This window comes from Micromonospora sp. NPDC048170, from assembly GCF_040652795.1.
Taxonomy (GTDB): Bacteria; Actinomycetota; Actinomycetes; order Mycobacteriales; family Micromonosporaceae; genus Micromonospora.
The window spans coordinates 326415-343243 of record NZ_JBEZMR010000002.1 but is presented as its reverse complement, the minus strand read 5'-3'; the positions used below and the strand labels follow the sequence as shown (position 1 = coordinate 343243).

Annotated in this window: 16 protein-coding genes, 1 tRNA gene and 1 pseudogene; 9 read left to right on the top strand and 9 right to left on the bottom strand. The window is 71.9% G+C overall.

Translation table 11 applies throughout. From position 1 onward, the window contains the following. Window positions 1–52: 52 nt before the first annotated feature. Window positions 53–316: a cell division protein CrgA gene (locus tag AB0D32_RS05145; RefSeq protein ID WP_357085105.1), complete on the bottom strand. Its 264-nt coding sequence runs from the start codon at window positions 314–316 to the stop codon at window positions 53–55. Window positions 317–543: 227 nt separating this feature from the next. On the opposite strand from AB0D32_RS05145, the gene AB0D32_RS05140 reads away from it, so the two are divergent. The 6 genes and pseudogenes from AB0D32_RS05140 to AB0D32_RS05115 all read left to right on the top strand — a co-directional run bounded on the left by AB0D32_RS05140 (window position 544) and on the right by AB0D32_RS05115 (window position 4737). Further along, complete coding sequence (locus tag AB0D32_RS05140) at window positions 544–1350, top strand: DUF881 domain-containing protein (RefSeq protein WP_357085103.1); 807 nt, start codon at window positions 544–546, stop codon at window positions 1348–1350. Beyond that, a complete protein-coding gene (locus AB0D32_RS05135; protein WP_357085101.1) occupies window positions 1347–3173 on the top strand; it encodes a class E sortase in 1827 nt (608 codons plus the stop codon). The genes AB0D32_RS05140 and AB0D32_RS05135 overlap by 4 nt, the downstream gene beginning before the upstream one ends. Window positions 3174–3175: 2 nt before the next feature. Beyond that, window positions 3176–3463 carry a hypothetical protein gene (locus AB0D32_RS05130; protein WP_357085099.1) on the top strand — a complete coding sequence of 96 codons (288 nt, stop codon included), beginning with the start codon at window positions 3176–3178 and terminating at the stop codon, window positions 3461–3463. 7 nt (window positions 3464–3470) lie between these two features. Beyond that, window positions 3471–4121, top strand: coding sequence for an aminodeoxychorismate/anthranilate synthase component II (locus AB0D32_RS05125; RefSeq protein ID WP_357085097.1), 651 nt, complete (start codon window positions 3471–3473; stop codon window positions 4119–4121). A 135-nt stretch (window positions 4122–4256) separates the two neighbouring features. After that, a pseudogene (locus tag AB0D32_RS05120) lies at window positions 4257–4523 on the top strand (Scr1 family TA system antitoxin-like transcriptional regulator); the annotation flags it as partial. A 13-nt stretch (window positions 4524–4536) separates the two neighbouring features. Continuing rightward, on the top strand, window positions 4537–4737 hold the full coding sequence (locus AB0D32_RS05115) for a DUF397 domain-containing protein (RefSeq protein ID WP_357085095.1): 201 nt from the start codon (window positions 4537–4539) through the stop codon (window positions 4735–4737). 133 nt (window positions 4738–4870) lie between these two features. Here the strand turns inward: AB0D32_RS05115 and AB0D32_RS05110 are convergent, their stop codons facing one another. From AB0D32_RS05110 to AB0D32_RS05075, 8 genes are all read right to left on the bottom strand, one after another. After that, window positions 4871–5506 carry an ElyC/SanA/YdcF family protein gene (locus tag AB0D32_RS05110; protein ID WP_357085093.1) on the bottom strand — a complete coding sequence of 212 codons (636 nt, stop codon included), beginning with the start codon at window positions 5504–5506 and terminating at the stop codon, window positions 4871–4873. A 68-nt stretch (window positions 5507–5574) separates the two neighbouring features. Further along, a complete protein-coding gene (gene pknB, locus AB0D32_RS05105) occupies window positions 5575–7380 on the bottom strand; it encodes a Stk1 family PASTA domain-containing Ser/Thr kinase (protein ID WP_357085091.1) in 1806 nt (601 codons plus the stop codon). Next, a complete protein-coding gene (locus AB0D32_RS05100) occupies window positions 7377–8783 on the bottom strand; it encodes a serine/threonine-protein kinase (protein ID WP_357085089.1) in 1407 nt (468 codons plus the stop codon). The genes pknB and AB0D32_RS05100 overlap by 4 nt, the downstream gene beginning before the upstream one ends. A gap of 1 nt (window position 8784) precedes the next feature. Continuing rightward, entirely contained in the window at window positions 8785–10290 is a 1506-nt protein-coding gene (locus AB0D32_RS05095; protein WP_357085087.1) for a penicillin-binding transpeptidase domain-containing protein, read from the bottom strand. After that, window positions 10287–11666, bottom strand: coding sequence for an FtsW/RodA/SpoVE family cell cycle protein (locus AB0D32_RS05090; RefSeq protein WP_357085671.1), 1380 nt, complete (start codon window positions 11664–11666; stop codon window positions 10287–10289). The genes AB0D32_RS05095 and AB0D32_RS05090 overlap by 4 nt, the downstream gene beginning before the upstream one ends. A gap of 136 nt (window positions 11667–11802) precedes the next feature. Continuing rightward, entirely contained in the window at window positions 11803–13239 is a 1437-nt protein-coding gene (locus AB0D32_RS05085; RefSeq protein ID WP_357085084.1) for a protein phosphatase 2C domain-containing protein, read from the bottom strand. Continuing rightward, window positions 13236–13721 (bottom strand): FHA domain-containing protein, encoded by a 486-nt coding sequence (locus AB0D32_RS05080; RefSeq protein WP_357085082.1) that lies wholly within the window; start codon window positions 13719–13721, stop codon window positions 13236–13238. Before AB0D32_RS05080 ends, AB0D32_RS05085 begins: the two co-directional genes overlap by 4 nt. Window positions 13722–13727: 6 nt before the next feature. Further along, window positions 13728–14516, bottom strand: a complete 789-nt coding sequence (locus tag AB0D32_RS05075) for a DUF3662 and FHA domain-containing protein (RefSeq protein ID WP_088996759.1) — start codon at window positions 14514–14516, stop codon at window positions 13728–13730. Window positions 14517–14742: 226 nt separating this feature from the next. Between AB0D32_RS05075 and AB0D32_RS05070 the strand changes: the two genes are divergently transcribed. From AB0D32_RS05070 to AB0D32_RS05060, 3 genes are all read left to right on the top strand, one after another. Next, window positions 14743–14828, top strand: a tRNA-Leu gene (locus AB0D32_RS05070). A gap of 67 nt (window positions 14829–14895) precedes the next feature. Beyond that, window positions 14896–16011, top strand: coding sequence for an NAD-dependent epimerase/dehydratase family protein (locus AB0D32_RS05065; RefSeq protein WP_357085080.1), 1116 nt, complete (start codon window positions 14896–14898; stop codon window positions 16009–16011). Further along, a complete protein-coding gene (locus AB0D32_RS05060; RefSeq protein WP_357085078.1) occupies window positions 16008–16814 on the top strand; it encodes a WecB/TagA/CpsF family glycosyltransferase in 807 nt (268 codons plus the stop codon). The genes AB0D32_RS05065 and AB0D32_RS05060 overlap by 4 nt, the downstream gene beginning before the upstream one ends. Window positions 16815–16829 lie beyond the last annotated feature (15 nt).

Genomic DNA, 16829 nt, shown 5'->3' with positions numbered 1-16829 from the left:
GCCGGTCGTGCTCAGTGACCCCGCCGCCGGGCCGGCGGCGGGGTCGCGGCGTTCAGCGCCAGCGGGAGAGCAGGATCAGGGAGGCGACCATGGCCCCGAAGCCCACCGCGAGGTTCCAGTAACCCCACGACATGACCGGATACTCCTGCTCGGAGAGGTAGTAGACCACCAGCCACCCGATACCGAAGACGATGAGGGCGACCGCCGAGATCGGCAGCCAGATCGGGCTAGGCTTGCGCGTCGCCGCCGTCGCCGTCGGACGGACGTCCGTCGGTGGGGTGTACACCTTCTTCTTGCGAACCTGAGACTTGGGCACGACGCTCTCCAGAGGGGTTACGACCTCGTCCGGCCTGACAACCGGGCGCGGGGGCGACGGTCCATGGCCAATAATGTTCGACAGCTAGCGTAGTCCCGAAGGCCCGTCCAATCCACGAATGGGGCGAGGCCGGTGCACGGAGTGACCGAAAAAGGCGGGACTGTTCGGGTCGCCGCAGCGGTCCGCGCCTCCGCGGGCTGAACCAGACGACGGGGAAGGAACGCTCGGTGGAGTACACATCCGGCGCGGCCTCCTGGCAGAAGGTGCTCCGGCGGGCGGTCGCCGGACTCCTGCCTCGGCGACCGCGGCAGCGCCGACCGGGCTGGTCGATCGGGGTTCCACTGATCGCCGCCGCGGCGGGGCTGCTCTTCACCACCACGGCCACCACCGCCGGCGGCACCGCCCTGCGCGAGGACCGCCGCCCCCAGCTCAACCAGTTGATCGAGGATCGTCGCGCCGAGGTGGCGGCCAGCGAGCAACGGGCGGCCGACCTACGCGGCGAGGTCGAGGGCCGGACCACGGCGCTGGCCCACTCCGACGGCCCGATCAAGGAACAGCAGGATCGTGCCGCAGGCAGCCGGGACGACGCCGGCTTCACCGCGCTCGCGGGGCCCGGGGTGACGGTGGAACTCGACGACGCGCCCCGGCGCAACGACGGCGCCCTGCCCGCCGGGGCCACCAACGACGACCTGGTCGTCCACCAGGGGGACGTGCAGGCGGTGGTGAACGCCCTCTGGGCGGGTGGTGCCGAGGCCATGTCCATCATGAACGTCCGCGTGCTGTCGACCAGCGCGGTACGCTGCGTGGGTAACACCCTGCTGCTGCACGGCCGGGTGTACTCCCCGCCATTCAAGATCGTAGCAATCGGCGACCCCGCTGCGCTGCAGCGGTCCCTCGCCGACTCTCAGGGAGTCCGGTTGTTCAGGGACCTGGTCGACGACTACAAGCTCGGTTACAAGGAGACCGTCTCCTCGGTGACCGTGCCGGCGTTCGAGGATTCAACCACGCTGCGCTCGGCGACGGTGCCCCGGTGAGCCGGGTGCCGGACGACTGGCCCGAGGACCGCGACGCCCGTCACCGCGACCAGGGTGACGAGCCGACCGCCTTCCTGCCCAAGGTCGACCGGCCCGCCCCGACCCACCCCGCTCAAACGGGAGCCTGGCCGGAGCCCACGCTCCCGCCCCGCTCTCCGGCCCCCCGCCCGTCCTACGGGCCCGACCCGGCCGCCGTCGACCGTCGCGCACCTGCCGGCCCTCCCGCCGGGCGGTCGCGCGCCACGCCCGACCCCGCCCGCCCGCCGGCGGAGCCGGGCCGTCCCGCGAACCCCGGCCGGTTCCCGCCGAACGCCGAGAACCGCTACGCCACCAACCCCGCCCGGCCCACCGAGCCCGGCCGCCCGGGTTCCACGGACTTCGGCCGTCCCGGCCCCGCCAACTTCGGGCGCCCCGACCCCGCCGGCCTCGACTGGCCCGGCCCCGGCGACTCCCGCCGTCCGGGCCGCACGGACCACGACCACCGCCCCGACTCCGCCGAATTCCGCCAGCCCGGCCCCGGCCATCCGAGATCAGTCGGTCCCGATCGCCGAGGTCCGGGGGCCCCAGGGCCTGGCGCCGGCGCGCCGCCACCGTGGTCGGGTGCCGGACCGATCCGGCCGGCGACCCCTCCACACGCCGCTCCGCCGGCCGGCGCGACCCGACAGCCGGATCCCCGGGCCGCCGGTCCTGGTGGCGAACACTTCCGCCGCGCGCCGATCGACCATGCCGCCGACCCCCGTGGCGAGCACTCCCGCCGGCCGCCGATCGACCACGCCGCCGCGCAGGCCGGCCGGCCGTCCACCGACGCGCCGACCGCATTCATCCCCAAGGTGGGCGCGTCGGCCACCGGGCCGTCGGCCCCGGTCTCCCCGGCCGGCCCGGGCCGCGACGCCGACCCCGGGGCCACCGCCCTGATCCCGGCCGCCTCCGGCCGCACGCCGGCCGGCCCGGCCGCCCTCGTCGAGTCGACCGCCCTGATGGGCGCGGTACCGCGCCCTCCGAAAACGGACGAGCCGGAGAGTTCCGCCGCTGCCGTCGGGCAGCCTCGACCGCGCCGGGGCGAGCGGGTCGTCCAGCTCCGCCCGGAGCAGACCGGCGAGGGCTACAAGAGCGTCTACTCGGAGCTCACCCGGCCGACGCTGGGCTCCCGGCTGCGCACGGGCATCCGGATCAGCGGCGAGGTGCTGATCACCTTCGGCCTGGTGGTGCTGCTCTTCGCCAGCTACGAGGTCTGGGGCAAGTCGGCAATCGTCGACGCCCACCAGACCGACCTCAGCCAGCAGTTGGCGCAGGCGTGGGGCCCCGAGGGCGACCCGACGGTGGCGCCGTCGGCGAGCGCGAGCGCAGCCACCAAGCCGAAGCCGCCGCCACAGGGCAAACCCCTAGCCGGGCTCTACATCCCCAAGCTCGACAAGAACTGGGTCGTCGTCGAGGGCGTCACCCAGAAGGACATCCGGTACGCGCCAGGCCACTACCCCTCAAGTGCCATGCCGGGCCAGGTGGGCAACTTCTCCGTCGCCGGGCACCGCAACCGGGCCACCTTCTGGCGGCTCGACGAGTTGAACGACGGTGACGCCATCGTGGTGGAGGGCAAGACCGACTGGCACGTCTACAAGGTGAGCCAGAGCCGGATCGTCAAGCCCAACCAGGTCGAGGTGGTGGCACCCGTACCGGGCAAGCCCGGGCAGAAGCCGACCACGGCGATGCTCACCCTGACCACGTGCAACCCGAAGTTCGACAACTACGAGCGGCTGATCATCCACGCCGAACTGGCGCGCAGCCAGCCGAAGTCGGCGGGTCGCCCGGCGGAGCTGGGGGCCTAGCGGTGTACGGCTGGATCTGGCGCAAGCTTCCCTTCGGGCTGCCCGGCAAGCTCGTCGGCAGCCTGCTGATCGCCAGCGCGATGGTGGCCCTGCTCTGGTACGTGGTCTTCCCGTGGGCCGAGCCCCTGCTGCCCTTCGACGATGTGCAGGTCACCCAGGACTCCGGCGACCCCGCCGGTGACGTGGTGCCGGGCGGCGGGGACGGCGACGGCGCCCCGACCGGCGACGAGCACGACCTGCCGTACGACACCGACCAGAACAACACCCCACCTGCCTCCCCGGACGAGTGAGCCCCTGATGCGTGTCCTGGTGATCGACAACTACGACTCGTTCGTCTTCAATCTGGTGCAGTATCTTGGCCAGCTCGGCGTGGACTGCGAGGTCCGGCGCAACGACGAGATCGAGGTCGCCGAGGTGGGCAGGGCCGGTGCGGCCGGCGTCCTGCTGTCGCCCGGCCCCGGCAGCCCCGACCGCGCCGGCATCTGCCTCGACGTCATCCGTGCGTACGCCGGCGAACTGCCGATCTTCGGCGTCTGCCTGGGGCACCAGGCGATCGGCGAGGCCTTCGGCGCCACCGTGACCCGCGCCCCGGAGTTGCTGCACGGCAAGACCTCCGAGGTCCACCACCGCGACGTCGGAGTGCTCGCCGGCCTGCCGGACCCGTTCACCGCCACCCGCTACCACTCGCTCGCCGTGCTGCCCGAGACGCTGCCGGAGGAGCTTGAGGTAACCGGCTGGACGGATTCCGGGGTGGTGATGGCGATGCGGCACCGGACGCTGCCGATCGAGGGCGTCCAGTTCCACCCGGAGTCGGTGCTGACCGAGGGCGGTCACCTGATGCTGGCGAACTGGCTCGCCTCCTGCGGCCATCCGGAGGCGCTGGAACGGGCCCCGGAGCTGGCCGCCGAGGTGGACGCGCGCCGCCGAGCCGCCTTCGCCACCGCCTGAGTCCCAGGACATCACCAAAGACCCTGCCCCTGCTCCAGGATCGGCTCAGCGAACAGACTCACCGCCATCTCGGTCGCCGTGAGCACTCGCCGTCGTTGCGGGCGCGGGCCTGCTCCGACTGCCAACGGCGCAGCCGAGGAGGCCGAGCGGCCCGGCAACACCATCCAGATCCTGACCTTCGCCGCTGGCGAGTACGGATCGATGGGCAGCGCCTTCAGCCTGCTGGCCTTTCCCGAGCCGGCCGATCCGGGGGTCGTCTACGTCGAGACCCGCGCGGGTAGCCTCTACCTCGAAGGCCATCAGGTCAGGGAGTACAGCCGGGTCTTCGAGCACCTGGTCGCGACGGCCGCCAGCGCTCGGGAGTCGCGCGCCCTGATCCAGGGGGCGATTGACGAGCTATGAGAGGACGGCGCGGGTGGAAGAGGTCAGCACGGCCCGTGTGACCTGGCGGAAGAGCACCCGCAGCAACGGGTCCGGCAACTGCGTCGAGGTGGCGGACGACCCGCGCGGCAAGATCGGGCTACGGGACAGCAAGGACCCGGACGGCCCCACCCTCACCTTCGACCGAAGGGCCTGGTCGCGCTTCGTCTCGACCGTCAAGCACGGGATCGGCTGATCGCGCTCGTTCAGGTGCCCATCCGCCGTTGGTGAGGTGGCAGGCGAATGCGAATTCGTTCCCGCCCCGTCTGGGCTGAGGCTGAGGCTGATGCGAGGTTCCACCGGCTGAGCCTGACCGCCCCGGCCCTGAGTCAGCTCTTGAGCGCGTCCTGGAGCGCCGGGTTCGCGGGCGAGCGGACTGCGGGCGGGCGGCCGCGGGCCGCGTCCCAGGCCGCCTTGCCGCTGGCGAAGTAGTCCCGGACCGCCTTCCCGAAGAGCAGGGCGTTCCCGCAGCCGGAACAGCGGGCAGCCACTCCCTCGACGTCGAGGCCGAGGTGCCGGCACAGCGTCACCGCGCGCGACAGGTGGTAGGACTGGGTCACGATCAGGGCGCGCTCGACGCCGTACACGTCGCGCGCCCGGGCGCAGGTGTCGTAGGTGTCCAGGCCGAACGGGTCGGCCACGACGCGCCGCGGATCGACGCCGAGCCGCTCGGTCAGGTGGGCGGTCATCGCGGTCGTCTCGTCACCGGACGTCCCGCCCCCGTCGCCCGACACGAGGACCACCCGGGCCCGCCCACTGTCGACCAGGGCGGCGGCGGTCTCCAGGCGGCCGGCGAGGCGGTCCCCCGGTTGACGGCGGTCCGCCGCCACCGCCGTGCCCAGGACGATCACGACGTCGGCAGCCGGGGCGTCGGCCTCGTCGTACAGGTGACCTCGAGCGGCAGTCGTCGTCCACAGCCAGGGGAGGCTGGCGACGAGCAGCACGGCCCCGCCCAGAGCCGCCACGCGGATCAGTCGGCGCCGCCACCGGCTCGCCCGGCCGGCAGCGCCGGTCACCGCGCCCACAAGCGGCGTCAGCGCTCGGGAAGCCGGATCGGCGGGGTGGTCGGCAACGGGAACCCTCCGCCACCGCCACCGCCGTCACCAGGGGTGGCTGTCGTGGTGGGCGTCGGGGTCGCCGAGTCGGTGGGCGTCGGTTCGGCCTGCGGCACGGTGACCACGATCGTCACGGTCTTGCCCTTCGCCAGGTTGCTACCCGCCCGCGGGGTCTGCTCGGTGACCCGGCCGGCCTCCTCCGGCGGCACCTCCTGACCCTCCTTGACGCTGACCCGGTAGCCCGCCTCCTTCAACTCCTCCTTGGCCTCGTCCTCGGACGAGTTGACCACGTTCGGCACCCGGCCGACGTTGCCCCTGGAGACGGTCACGACGACCTCGGTGCCGACGGCCACCCGCGAGCCCTGCGCCGGAGACACGCTCAGGACGATGCCCTCCTTCTCGGGGCTGTCCTTCCTCTCCTCCTTGACCTTGAAGCCCTCGCTCTTCAGCCGCCCCTCCACGTTCTCGAAGGTCGAGCCTTCGAGACCGGATGGGATGGCCTTCGTCTCCACGCCGCCGCAGACCTGGACGGTCACCTCGCGGTTGGGCTCCAGCGGGGAGTTGGCGGCCGGGGTCTGGTTGACCACCTGGCCCTTCGTGCAGGTGCCGAAGACCGGATCGCCCGCCTTGGGCACCAGGCTGGCCTGCTCGATCCGGGCGAACGCCTCCTGCTGGGTCAGGCCGGTCACCGTGGGCACCGTGACCCGGTCGTCGCCGCGCTGGCTCAGCAGGGCGGCGGCAAGGGCGATCACCGCGAGGACGCCCACCGCGGCGAACAGCGCGATCAGCCAGGACGACGCCTTCCGTCGGCGCGGGTCGCCCACCCGGGCCGGCATCTGCCGGGTCTGCGGGGCACCGGGGGCACCCCCGTACCCGCCGGCGGCCGGGGCGAGCTGCGCCGTCTCCTCCTGCGGCAGCACCGGGGTGGCCATCACCGGGCGGCCGGCGGCGGCGCGGAGCAGGTCGGCCCGCATCTCGCCGGCGCTCTGGTAGCGGTTGAGCGGGTTCTTCGACAGCGCCTTGAGCACGATCGCGTCGACCGCGGGGTTGACGTCGGGGTTGATGTCGCTCGGGGTCGGCGGGGTCTCCCGCACGTGCTGGTAGGCCACGCTGACCGGGCTGTCGCCGACGAACGGCGGATGCCCGCAGACCAGTTCGAAGAGCACGCAGCCGGCGGCGTAGACGTCGGAACGGGCGTCGACCGCCTCGCCGCGCGCCTGCTCGGGTGAGAGGTACTGCGCCGTACCGATGACCGCGCTGGTCTGGGTCATCGTGGTGGCGCCGCTGGCGAGCGCCCGCGCGATGCCGAAGTCCATCACCTTGACCTGGCCGGTCTGGGTGAGCATCACGTTGCCGGGCTTGATGTCGCGGTGGATGATCCCGTGCCGGTGGCTGAACTCCAGGGCCGCGCACATGTCGGCGCAGATCTCCAGCGCCCGACGCGGCTGGAGCCGCCCCTCGACGCCCAGCACCTCCTTGAGGGTCCGCCCGTTGACGAACTCCATGACGATGAACGGCAGGGTCTCGCCGGTCGGCGCGGTCTCCTCGCCGGTGTCGTAGACGGCGACGATCGCCGGGTGGTTGAGGGACGCGGCGTTCTGCGCCTCCCGGCGGAACCGCATCTGGAAGGTGGCGTCCCGGGCGAGGTCGGTCCGGAGCATCTTGATCGCGACGTCCCGACCGAGCCGGAGATCGCGACCGCGGTGCACCTCGGCCATGCCGCCGTAGCCGAGCAGCTCGCCGACCTGGTACCTGCCACCGAGCAGGCGGGCCTGCGCTGTCATCGCGTCTCTCGTCCTTCGCTCGTCGTCTCGTCGCCGCCGGACCGGGGCGGTTCCTGTCGACGGTACGACGTCCCGGCCGGATCGTCGCGTCCGTCGGGCCGCAGCGCGCCGGACGTCACCGTCGGCAGGGTGGCCGCGGTGTTCTGCCGCAGGTTGTAGGAAATCACGCCGGAGCAGACGAGGACCAGCACGGCCGCGAGGATGGCGAGGAACACCATCCCGGGCCGGGACCGCTGCCCGCCCGGCTGGTGTACGGGCGGGACGGCGTGTCCCGCGTACGGCATCGGTCGGGCCTGCGGCACGGGCGTCGCGCCATGGGGGTAGCCGGGCGGTGCCATCTGCGGACGCTGGACCGGCGCGGCCGGCGGGACCGAGGTGGGACGGTACGGCGCGGCGGCCGGGCGGGGGGCCGCCACGGGCGGGCGGTGGGCCGTCATCGGCGGGCGCGGCGGCTGCGCGGTGGGAATCGGCGGCCGGTGCGGCGACACCGGTGGGCGCGGCGGCGGCACCTGGGCGCGGCCGGGCGGGGCGGCCGGCGACGCCGGGGCGGCGGAAATGGGCTGGCCGGTGGCCCGGGCCTGCTGGGAGAGCTGGGACTTCAGCTGGCGGGCCACTCCGGCCAGCGCGGCGGCGCTCGGCCAGCGGGCACCCGGGTCCTTCGCCAGGGCCCGTTCGACCACCGTCCGGACCTGCGGCGGGATGTCGCCGGGCAGCGGCCGGGGGGTCTCCCGGACGTGCCGCATGGCGATCTCGAGGGGATTCTCGCCCTCGAACGGGCGTCGGCCGGCGAGGCACTGGTAGGCCACCACGCCGAGCGCGTAGACGTCGGACGCGGGCGTGGCGACTCCGCCGGTGGCCTGCTCCGGCGAGATGTACGAGGCGGTGCCGAGCACCGAACCGGCCGCCGTCAGCTGGGCCACCAGCTCCGAGCGGGCAATGCCGAAATCGGTGAGCACCAGGGTGCCGTTGGGGCGGACCAGCAGGTTGCCGGGCTTCACGTCCCGGTGCACGATGCCCTTCACGTGTGCCGCGTGCAGCGCGTCGGCGGCCTGGGCGACGAGCGCCATCGTGCGGGCCGGAGTGAGCCGGCCGACCCGGGCCAGGGTGGCCGACAGGGCGTCGCCCTCGACGTACTCCATGACCAGGAAGGCGATCTGCTGGTCGTTGCCGTAGTCGTAGACGTCGACCACACCGGGATGGTTGATCGTTGCCATCGTGCGGGCCTCGCCGCGGAACCGCTCGGCGAAGTCGGGGTCGTCGAGCAGCGCGGGGAGCAGGCTCTTGACGGCCACCGTCCGGCCGAGCACCTGGTCGGTGCCGCGCCAGACGTCGCCCATGCCGCCGCTGGCGATCCGCTCGTCGAGGCGGTAGCGGTTGCCGAGCTGCACCCCGGGGCTGAGCATGTCAGCGGCCTCCCGGGTCGGCGATGGCGGCGCGCATGATCTGCCCGGCGATCCGGGCCGCCTCGGCGCTGCCGCCCGGACCGGCCTGCTCCAGCATCACGCAGACCGCGGAGACCGGGTTGCCGTTCTTGTCCAGGGCGAAGCCGATGAACCAGCCGTGGTCGGGCCGGTCCGGCGCGGACTGCGCGGTGCCGGTCTTGCCGCCGACCGTGTAGCCCTTGAGCTGCGCGTTCCTGCCGGAGCCGTTCTCGACCACGCTCACCATCATGTCCCGCAGGTCGTCGGCGACCTGGCCGCTGACCGGCTGCCGCAGCTCCTTGGGCTTGGCGGTGTAGTGGCTGGTGGTGCGGTCCGGGGCGAGCAGCTGGCGGACCAGGTACGGCCGCATCTGGCTGCCGCCGTTGGCGACCGCCGCGACGATCATCGCGCCCTGGAGCGGGGTCATCCGCACGTCGCGCTGCCCGATGGACGACTGGGCCAGCGCGGCCGGGTCGGCACCGCCGTCGGCGTTCTCCATGCTGCCGGTCCGGCTCGCCGCCACCGGGTAGCCGCCCTCGTTGAGGTGGCCGACGGTGAGGTCCTCCTGCTCGAAACCGAACTGCCGGGCCTTCTCCTTGATCTTGTCCGCGCCGAGCTGGACACCTAGCTTCGCGAAGCCGGTGTTGCACGAGTGTGTGACGGCCGTCTTCAGGGTGACCTCGTCCTGCGGACAGATCGACGGCGCCGCGTTGCGGATCGGGGTGCCCGACGTCGGCGGGGTCCAGCTCGATCCGGCCGGGATCCTGGTCTCCTGGCCGATGCCGTTCTCCAGCGCCGCGGCGGCCACCACGATCTTGAAGGTGGAGCCCGGGGGAAGCACCTCGCCGAGGGCCCGGTTCTTCAGTGGGCCCGCCGGGTCCTGCTCCAGCTTGTTGTACGCGGCGGTGGCCTCGTTGGTGCTGTGGCTGACCAGCGGGTTCGGGTCGAAGCTGGGCATCGACACCAGCGCCTGCACCGCCCCGGTACGCGGGTCCACGGCGATCGCAGCGCCCTTCGCCGCATCGACGCGGTTGTTCCGCAACTGCTCGTACGCGACGTCCTGGGCCCGCTTGGAGAGTGTGAGCAGCACGTTGCCGCCGCCGGTCCGGTCGCCAGTGAACATGTCCTTGACCCGGTTGGCGATCAACTGGTCGCTGGTGCCGGCCAGGAAGTCGTTCTCGAACTTCTCGATGCCGGTCTCGGCCAGGTTGACCGGCTTGTAGCCGAGCACGTGCGCGTACTTCGCCCCGCCGGGGTAGCTGCGCTGGAACTTCAGCTCACCTCCGGTCTCCTTGCTGAGCGCGAAGGCGGTGCCGCCGGCCTCGATGTTGCCGCGTCGGCGCTCGTACTCGGCGACCTGGACCCGGCCGTTGTAGTCGCTGGTGCGGTATTCGTCGGCCTTGTAGGCCTGGATCCAGTTCAGGTTCGCGAAGAGCAGCCCGAAAAGGACCATGACGACGATACCGACACGGCGCAGGGGTGCGTTCACGGCCTGATCACCTCCGTGGGGGCACCGTGCAGCTGCTCCGGCGGGCCGCCGGACGGTCGGGCCGCCTTGCCGCCCCCGCCGGCGACGGGCCGGCGGGCGCCGTCGGAGATCCGGAGCAGGACCGCGATGAGCAGCCAGTTGGCCATCAGCGAGGAACCGCCGGCGGAGAGGAATGGGGTGGTCTGACCGGTCAGCGGGATGAGCTTGCTGATCCCGCCGACGATCACGAAGACCTGGAGCCCGAGAGTGAAGGCCAGGCCGCCGGCCAGCAGCTTGCCGAACGAGTCCCGGACCGCCAGCGCCGCCCGCAACCCCCGCTCGACGATCAGCAGGTAGACCACGAGCAGCGCGGACAGGCCGAAGAGCCCGATCTCCTCGCCGATGCCGGCGAAGATGAAGTCGTTCTGCACCTCCGGCAGCAGGCCCGGCTGCCCGCCGCCCGGCCCCGCGCCGAACAGGCCGCCGGTGCCGAGCGCGAGCAGCCCCTGCACGAGCTGGTAGCCGTCGTTGTAGGGGTCGGCGAACGGATCCAGCCAGATCTGCGCCCGCAGGTAGAAGTTGGCGAACGGCCCGCCGACGAGATCGCCGAGCACGTACGCCAGGTAGACGCCGCCGAAGAAGAGCACCAGACCGATGAGCAGCCAACTGACCCGCTCGGTGGCGATGTAGAGCGTCACCACGAACATGCCGAAGTAGAGCAGCGAGGTGCCGAGGTCCTTCTCGAAGACGAGGACCAGGACGCTGATCAGCCAGACCCCGACCACCGGGCCGAGGTCGCGCCCACGCGGGAAGTCGATGCCCAGGAACCGGCGGCTCGCCAGCGACAGCACCTCACGCTTGCGCACCAGGTAGTAGGCGAAGAAGACCAGCAGGGCCAGCTTGGCGAACTCGCCGGGCTGGATGGAGAAGCCACCGATCCGGATCCACAGCTTCGCGCCGTTGATCTCGGAGAATCGGCTGGGCAGCACCGCCGGGATCATCACCAGCACGATGCCGGCGAGCCCCAGCGTGTACGCGTAGCGGGACACCGAGCGGTGGTCCCGCATGAGGGCGAGCAGGCCGGCGGCGAGGATGACCGAGACGAGCGTCCAGGCGAGCTGCCGGCCACCCGTGCCGGCGAAGATGGCCAGTTCCTCCCGCTCGGCGGGGGCGGCGTTGCCCAGGTCGAGGCGGCGCAGGAAGCCCACGCCGAGCCCGTTGAGCAGCGCCACCGCCGGCAGCAGTGCCGGGTCGGCGAAGGGTGCCAGGAACCGGATCACCAGGTGCAGGCCGAGGAAGACGGCGGTGAGCGCGGCGGCCGGCATCCAGAAGTCCGCCGTGACCGTGTCGAGCACCTTCGCCTCGACCATCGCCCCGTACGCGGCCACCAGAACCATGGCGACCAGCAGCAGCGACAGTTCGGCGTTGCGCCGGGACCGGGCCAGGCGTACGCCGGGTTGCTCGCCCGCGATGGCGGGCGAGGGTGCCGGAAAGGCCGCTGCGGTCACGAAACGTCCTCGGATCGAGCCGCGCCTACTCCGGCGACCGGCACACGGCGGGATCGAGCGCCGGCGCTTCGGTGTCGGAGGGCGTGGCGTCGGGCGTGGTGGTCGGCGCGGCCGGCGTGCTCGACCGGCCGCTGACCGGCGCGCTCGCGCTGACGGTCGGGGCAGGCGACGTCGGGCCGGGGGCAGGCGTCGGGGCGGTGGTGGCGGCCACGGCGCTCGGGCTCGGGCTCGGCGGGCAGACGGGCTTCAGGTTCGGGTTCGTCGGGTCGTCGCTGGTCAGCTCGGCCAGCCGGCGCTCGGCGTCGGGCTCGCTCTTGGCCGGGATGCCCTGCTTGACCTGCTCCTGGGCGGCAAGCGTGAGGTCGTCCAACTCCGCCGGGCTGGTGGAGTGCACGGTCGACAGGTCCATGCCGGCGATCTCGCCCTGTATGCCCCGGAACACGGCGACCTGGCCGTCCTCGGTGGCTCCGACGTAGTACTGCCGCTGGGTGTAGCTCCAACCGCCGAAGACGGCACCGCCGACGAGGACCAGCAGCGCCAGCGAGATCGCGGCGGCCCGCACCGGCCGACGTTTCGGGCGCTCCGGCTCGTCGTCGGCACCGGTCGACGGCTCCTCGGGGGCGGGCGGCCGGGGCTGCGAGAGGGCGGACGCACGGGCGGCCGGCGTGGACACGTCGGCGGAGGTCGCCATGCCCCGGTCCCGGGCCGCGGCACCGCCGACGATCGGGCTCGCCTCGACGATGTCCTGGTCGGTGGCGTCGGCGATGATCACCGTGATGTTGTCCGGGCCGCCGCCGCGCAGGGCGAGCTGCACCAGCCGCTCCACGCACTGCTGCGGGTCGGTGTACTCCCGCATGGTCTCGCCGATGGTGTCGGCGCTGACCACACCCGAGAGGCCGTCGCTACAGATCAGGTAGCGGTCCCCGGCGAGCACCTGGCGGACGCTGTATTCCGGGTCGATGTCGCGGCCGTCGAGCGCCCGGGTGAGCAGCGACCGCTGCGGGTGGCTGCTCGCCTCCTCGGCGCTGATCCGGCCCTCGTCGACGAGCATCTGGACGTACGTGTCGTCCTTGGTGATCTGCGCGAACTCGCCGTTACGCAGAAGATAGGCCCGCGAGTCGCCGATGTGGACCATGCCCAGCTTGCTGCCGGAGAAGAGGGTCGCGGTGAGCGTCGTGCCCATCCCCTCCAGCTGGGGATTGGCGTCCACCGTGTCGCGGAGCTGCTGGTTGGCGGTGCCCACGGCCGAACGCAACGCGTCGACGAGGGCGTCACCCGGGACGTCCTCGTCGAGCGGCGCCATGGCACCGATGACGATGTTGCTGGCGACGTCACCGGCGGCCATGCCGCCCATGCCGTCGGCGACGGCGAGAAGCCGCGGTCCGGCGTAGACGGAATCCTGATTACCGTCTCGGATCAGACCGCGGTCACTGTGGGCCGCATAGCGCAGGGTCAGAGTCATGGCCGTAATTCGAGAGAAGTGCGGCCGATCCGGATCGGCACGCCGAGGGGGACGGGGGTTGGTCCGGTGACCTTATCGCGCTCCAGGTATGTGCCGTTAGTCGAGCCGAGGTCCTCGACGAACCACTGGCCGTCGCGCGGCACGAGTCGGGCGTGCCGCGCCGAGGCGTAGTCGTCGGTTATGACGAGGGTCGAATCCTCGGCGCGGCCGATGGTGATCTGCGCTTCGCCGAGGGTGATCCGGGTCCCCGCCAATTGACCGGCGGTCACCACGAGCTGGTGCGCTGCCCTGCCCCGCTTCGCCTTCGCCGGTTTCGCCGCCTGCCCGAGCGAGGCGCCGACCGCCCGGGGAGCGGCGACCAGCCGGCCCGATCGGGCGCCCGCGAAGAGGTCCCGGCGGATCACGCCGACCACCGTGAACACGAAGATCCACAGCAGGATCAGGAACCCGAACCGGGCGACGGTGATGACGAGTTCCGGCAAGGCGGGTCAGCCGTCCACGCGGAAGGTCAGCGTCGTGGTGCCGAGCTGGATCATGTCGCCGGGGTTGAGCGCGACGGCGGAGACCCGCTGGCCGTTGACCATGGTGCCGTTGGTCGACCCGAGGTCGGTCAGCACGACCTGACCACCGTCGAAGTCCAGCCGGGCGTGTCGCCGCGAGATGCCGACGTCGGGCAGGCGCAGGTTGGCCTGGTCGCCGCGGCCGATCACGGTCGAACCCATCTGGAGGGGGTAGGTGCGCCCGTCGCCGGAGACCAGCCGCACGTTGCGGCCACCGCCGTGGCCGGGGGGAGGACCGTAGCCACCACCCTGGTCGTACGCCGGGTAGGCGGGCGGGCCCGCGTCGTAGCCGGGCGCCGAGACCGGGGCGACCTCGCCACCGGTGTAGACCTCGGCGGTGACCCGGAACATGCCGGTGTCCAGACCCTCACCGCGTTCGATCTCGACGATCACGTCGCCGTAGACCGTCCAGGCCTGCTCGCCGATGAACTCCGCCTGCGACTGGGCCAGCTCCTGGGCCAGCGCGGCAGCGTACGGCGCCAGACGACTGTGGTCGTAGGGCGAGAGATCGATCACGTAGCGGTTGGGCACCAACGTGCGCCCACCGGCCAGGATCGCCTTGTGCGCCTCGGCCTCCCGCTGCATGGCGTTGAGGATCTCCACGGGGTGGACAACCCCTTTGAAGACCTTGGCGAAGGCCCCCTCGACCAGGCCTTCCAGACGCTTCTCGAAGCGTTGCAGCACGCTCACCGGCTCCTCCTCGGGTCCCGAGGACATGATGGTATCCGGCCGGCGCGCGCGCAGCTCACACGCCGCTCGGCCGTCTGACGGCGACCCGCTCGGACGGGCCGATACTGCCGTGCTAGTCTTTCGTCCGCCACGAACGCGAACCGCTCCTCGGACGGTAACCGATCGTCGCAACGATCACGGACCGGGTAGGATGTCCGAGGCCTGCTGGAGGCAGCAGGACCGGCACAGACTACAGTGTTCGAGGTCAGGCCACGGGGAAGTGGCGGAATGGCAGACGCGCACGGTTCAGGTCCGTGTGCCCGAAAGGGCGTGGGGGTTCAACTCCCCCCTTCCCCACCAATGAGCGAGGGCTCCGCAGCGACTGCGGGGCCCTCGCGCCGTATCGGGGCGTGCCGTACGTCACGCTATGCTCCGATGGTTTCTGCCTCCGATGGACCAGGAGTGGCGTGTGAGTGTCGCGTTCGTGACCGGGTCGGGCGGTCTGATCGGCTCCGAGGCGGTCCGGCACTTCGCCGGCCTCGGTCTCGAGGTCGTCGGCATCGACAACGACATGCGGCAGGAGTTCTTCGGCGAGGAGGCCTCCACCGCCTGGAACGTCCGGCGGCTGACCGACGAGCTGGGGTCCGCGTACTCGCACCACAGCATCGACATCCGCGACCGGGCCGCGCTGGCCAACCTGTTCAGGCGGTACGCCACCGACATCGCCGTGGTGATCCACACCGCCGCACAGCCGTCGCACGACTGGGCGGTGCGCGACCCGTTCACCGACTTCGACGTGAACGCCACCGGCACGCTCAACGTCCTGCAGAACGTGCGCGAACACTGCCCCGAGGCGCCGGTCATCCACTGCTCCACCAACAAGGTCTACGGCGACCGGCCGAACAGCCTGCCCCTGGTCGAGCTGGAGACCCGCTGGGAGATCGAGCCGGGGCACCCGTACGAGCAGGGCATCCGTGAGGACATGTCCATCGACGCCTGCCTGCACTCGATCTTCGGCGCCTCCAAGGTGGCGGCCGACGTCATGGTGCAGGAGTACGGCCGCTACTTCGACATGCGCACGGCCTGCTTCCGGGGCGGGACGCTGACGGGCCCGGCGCACTCCGCGACGGAGCTGCACGGCTTCCTCGGTTACGTGATGCGCGCCAACATGGAGCGCCGGACCTACAAGATCTTCGGCTACCAGGGCAAGCAGGTCCGCGACGCCATCCACAGCTCGGACGTGGTCTCCGCCTTCGAGGCGTTCTTCCGCAACCCGCGCTCGGCGGCGGTCTACAACCTCGGCGGGGGCCGGCACTCGAACACCTCCAACCGCGAGGCGTTCGCGCTGGCCGAGCAGATCACGGGCCACGAGATGATCACCGAGTACGTCGAGGCCAACCGGATCGGCGACCACAAGTGGTGGATCGGCTCGAACGAGGCATTCCAGGCCGACTACCCCGAGTGGAAGCAGATCTACGACGTGCCCATGATCATGCGGGAGATCTACGAGGCCAACGTGGACAAGTGGGTGCCCGGAGCATGACCGGCAGGGGCAAGCGGAACATCCTCGGGGTCCTGGTCGACGCCACCGACTACGCCGGCGCGACCGACCAGGTGGTGGCGGCGGCCCAGGAGCGCCGCCCGCTGGCGCTGACGGCGCTGGCCGTGCACGGCGTGATGACGGGGGTGCTCGACCCGGCGCACAACGCCCGGCTGAACTCCTTCGACGTGGTCACCCCCGACGGCCAGCCGGTGCGCTGGGCGCTCAACCTGCTGCACGGGGCCGGCCTCACCGACCGGGTCTACGGCCCCACCCTGACCCTGCACGTGCTCTCCCGGTTCGCCGACGAGGGACTGCCGGTCTACCTCTACGGTTCGACCGAGGAGACCCTGGCCAGGCTGATTCCGGCACTGGAGCAGATGTTTCCGGCGCTGAAGATCGCCGGGGTGGAGCCGTCCAAGTTCCGGGCGGTGCAGCCGGGCGAGGACGCCGAGATCGCCGACCGGATCAGGTCCAGCGGGGCCCGGCTCGTGCTGGTCGGGCTGGGCTGCCCGCGCCAGGAGGTCTTCGCGTACGCCATGCGACCGCTGCTGGACATGCCGCTGATGGCGGTCGGGGCGGCCTTCGACTACCACGCCGGGCTGCTGCGTCAGCCCCCGCCGTGGATGCAGCGGGCCGGCCTGGAGTGGTTCTGGCGCCTCGGCCTGGAACCGAAGCGGCTCTGGCGGCGCTACGTGATCCTCAACCCGGCCTACCTGGCCCGGCTCGCCGGGCAGAAGACGGGGCTGTGGAAGGCGAAGCCGCCGGCCCCGGCCACGGAGCGTCCCGCCAGCTTCTCGGTCTGACCGCCTCTGGCGTCA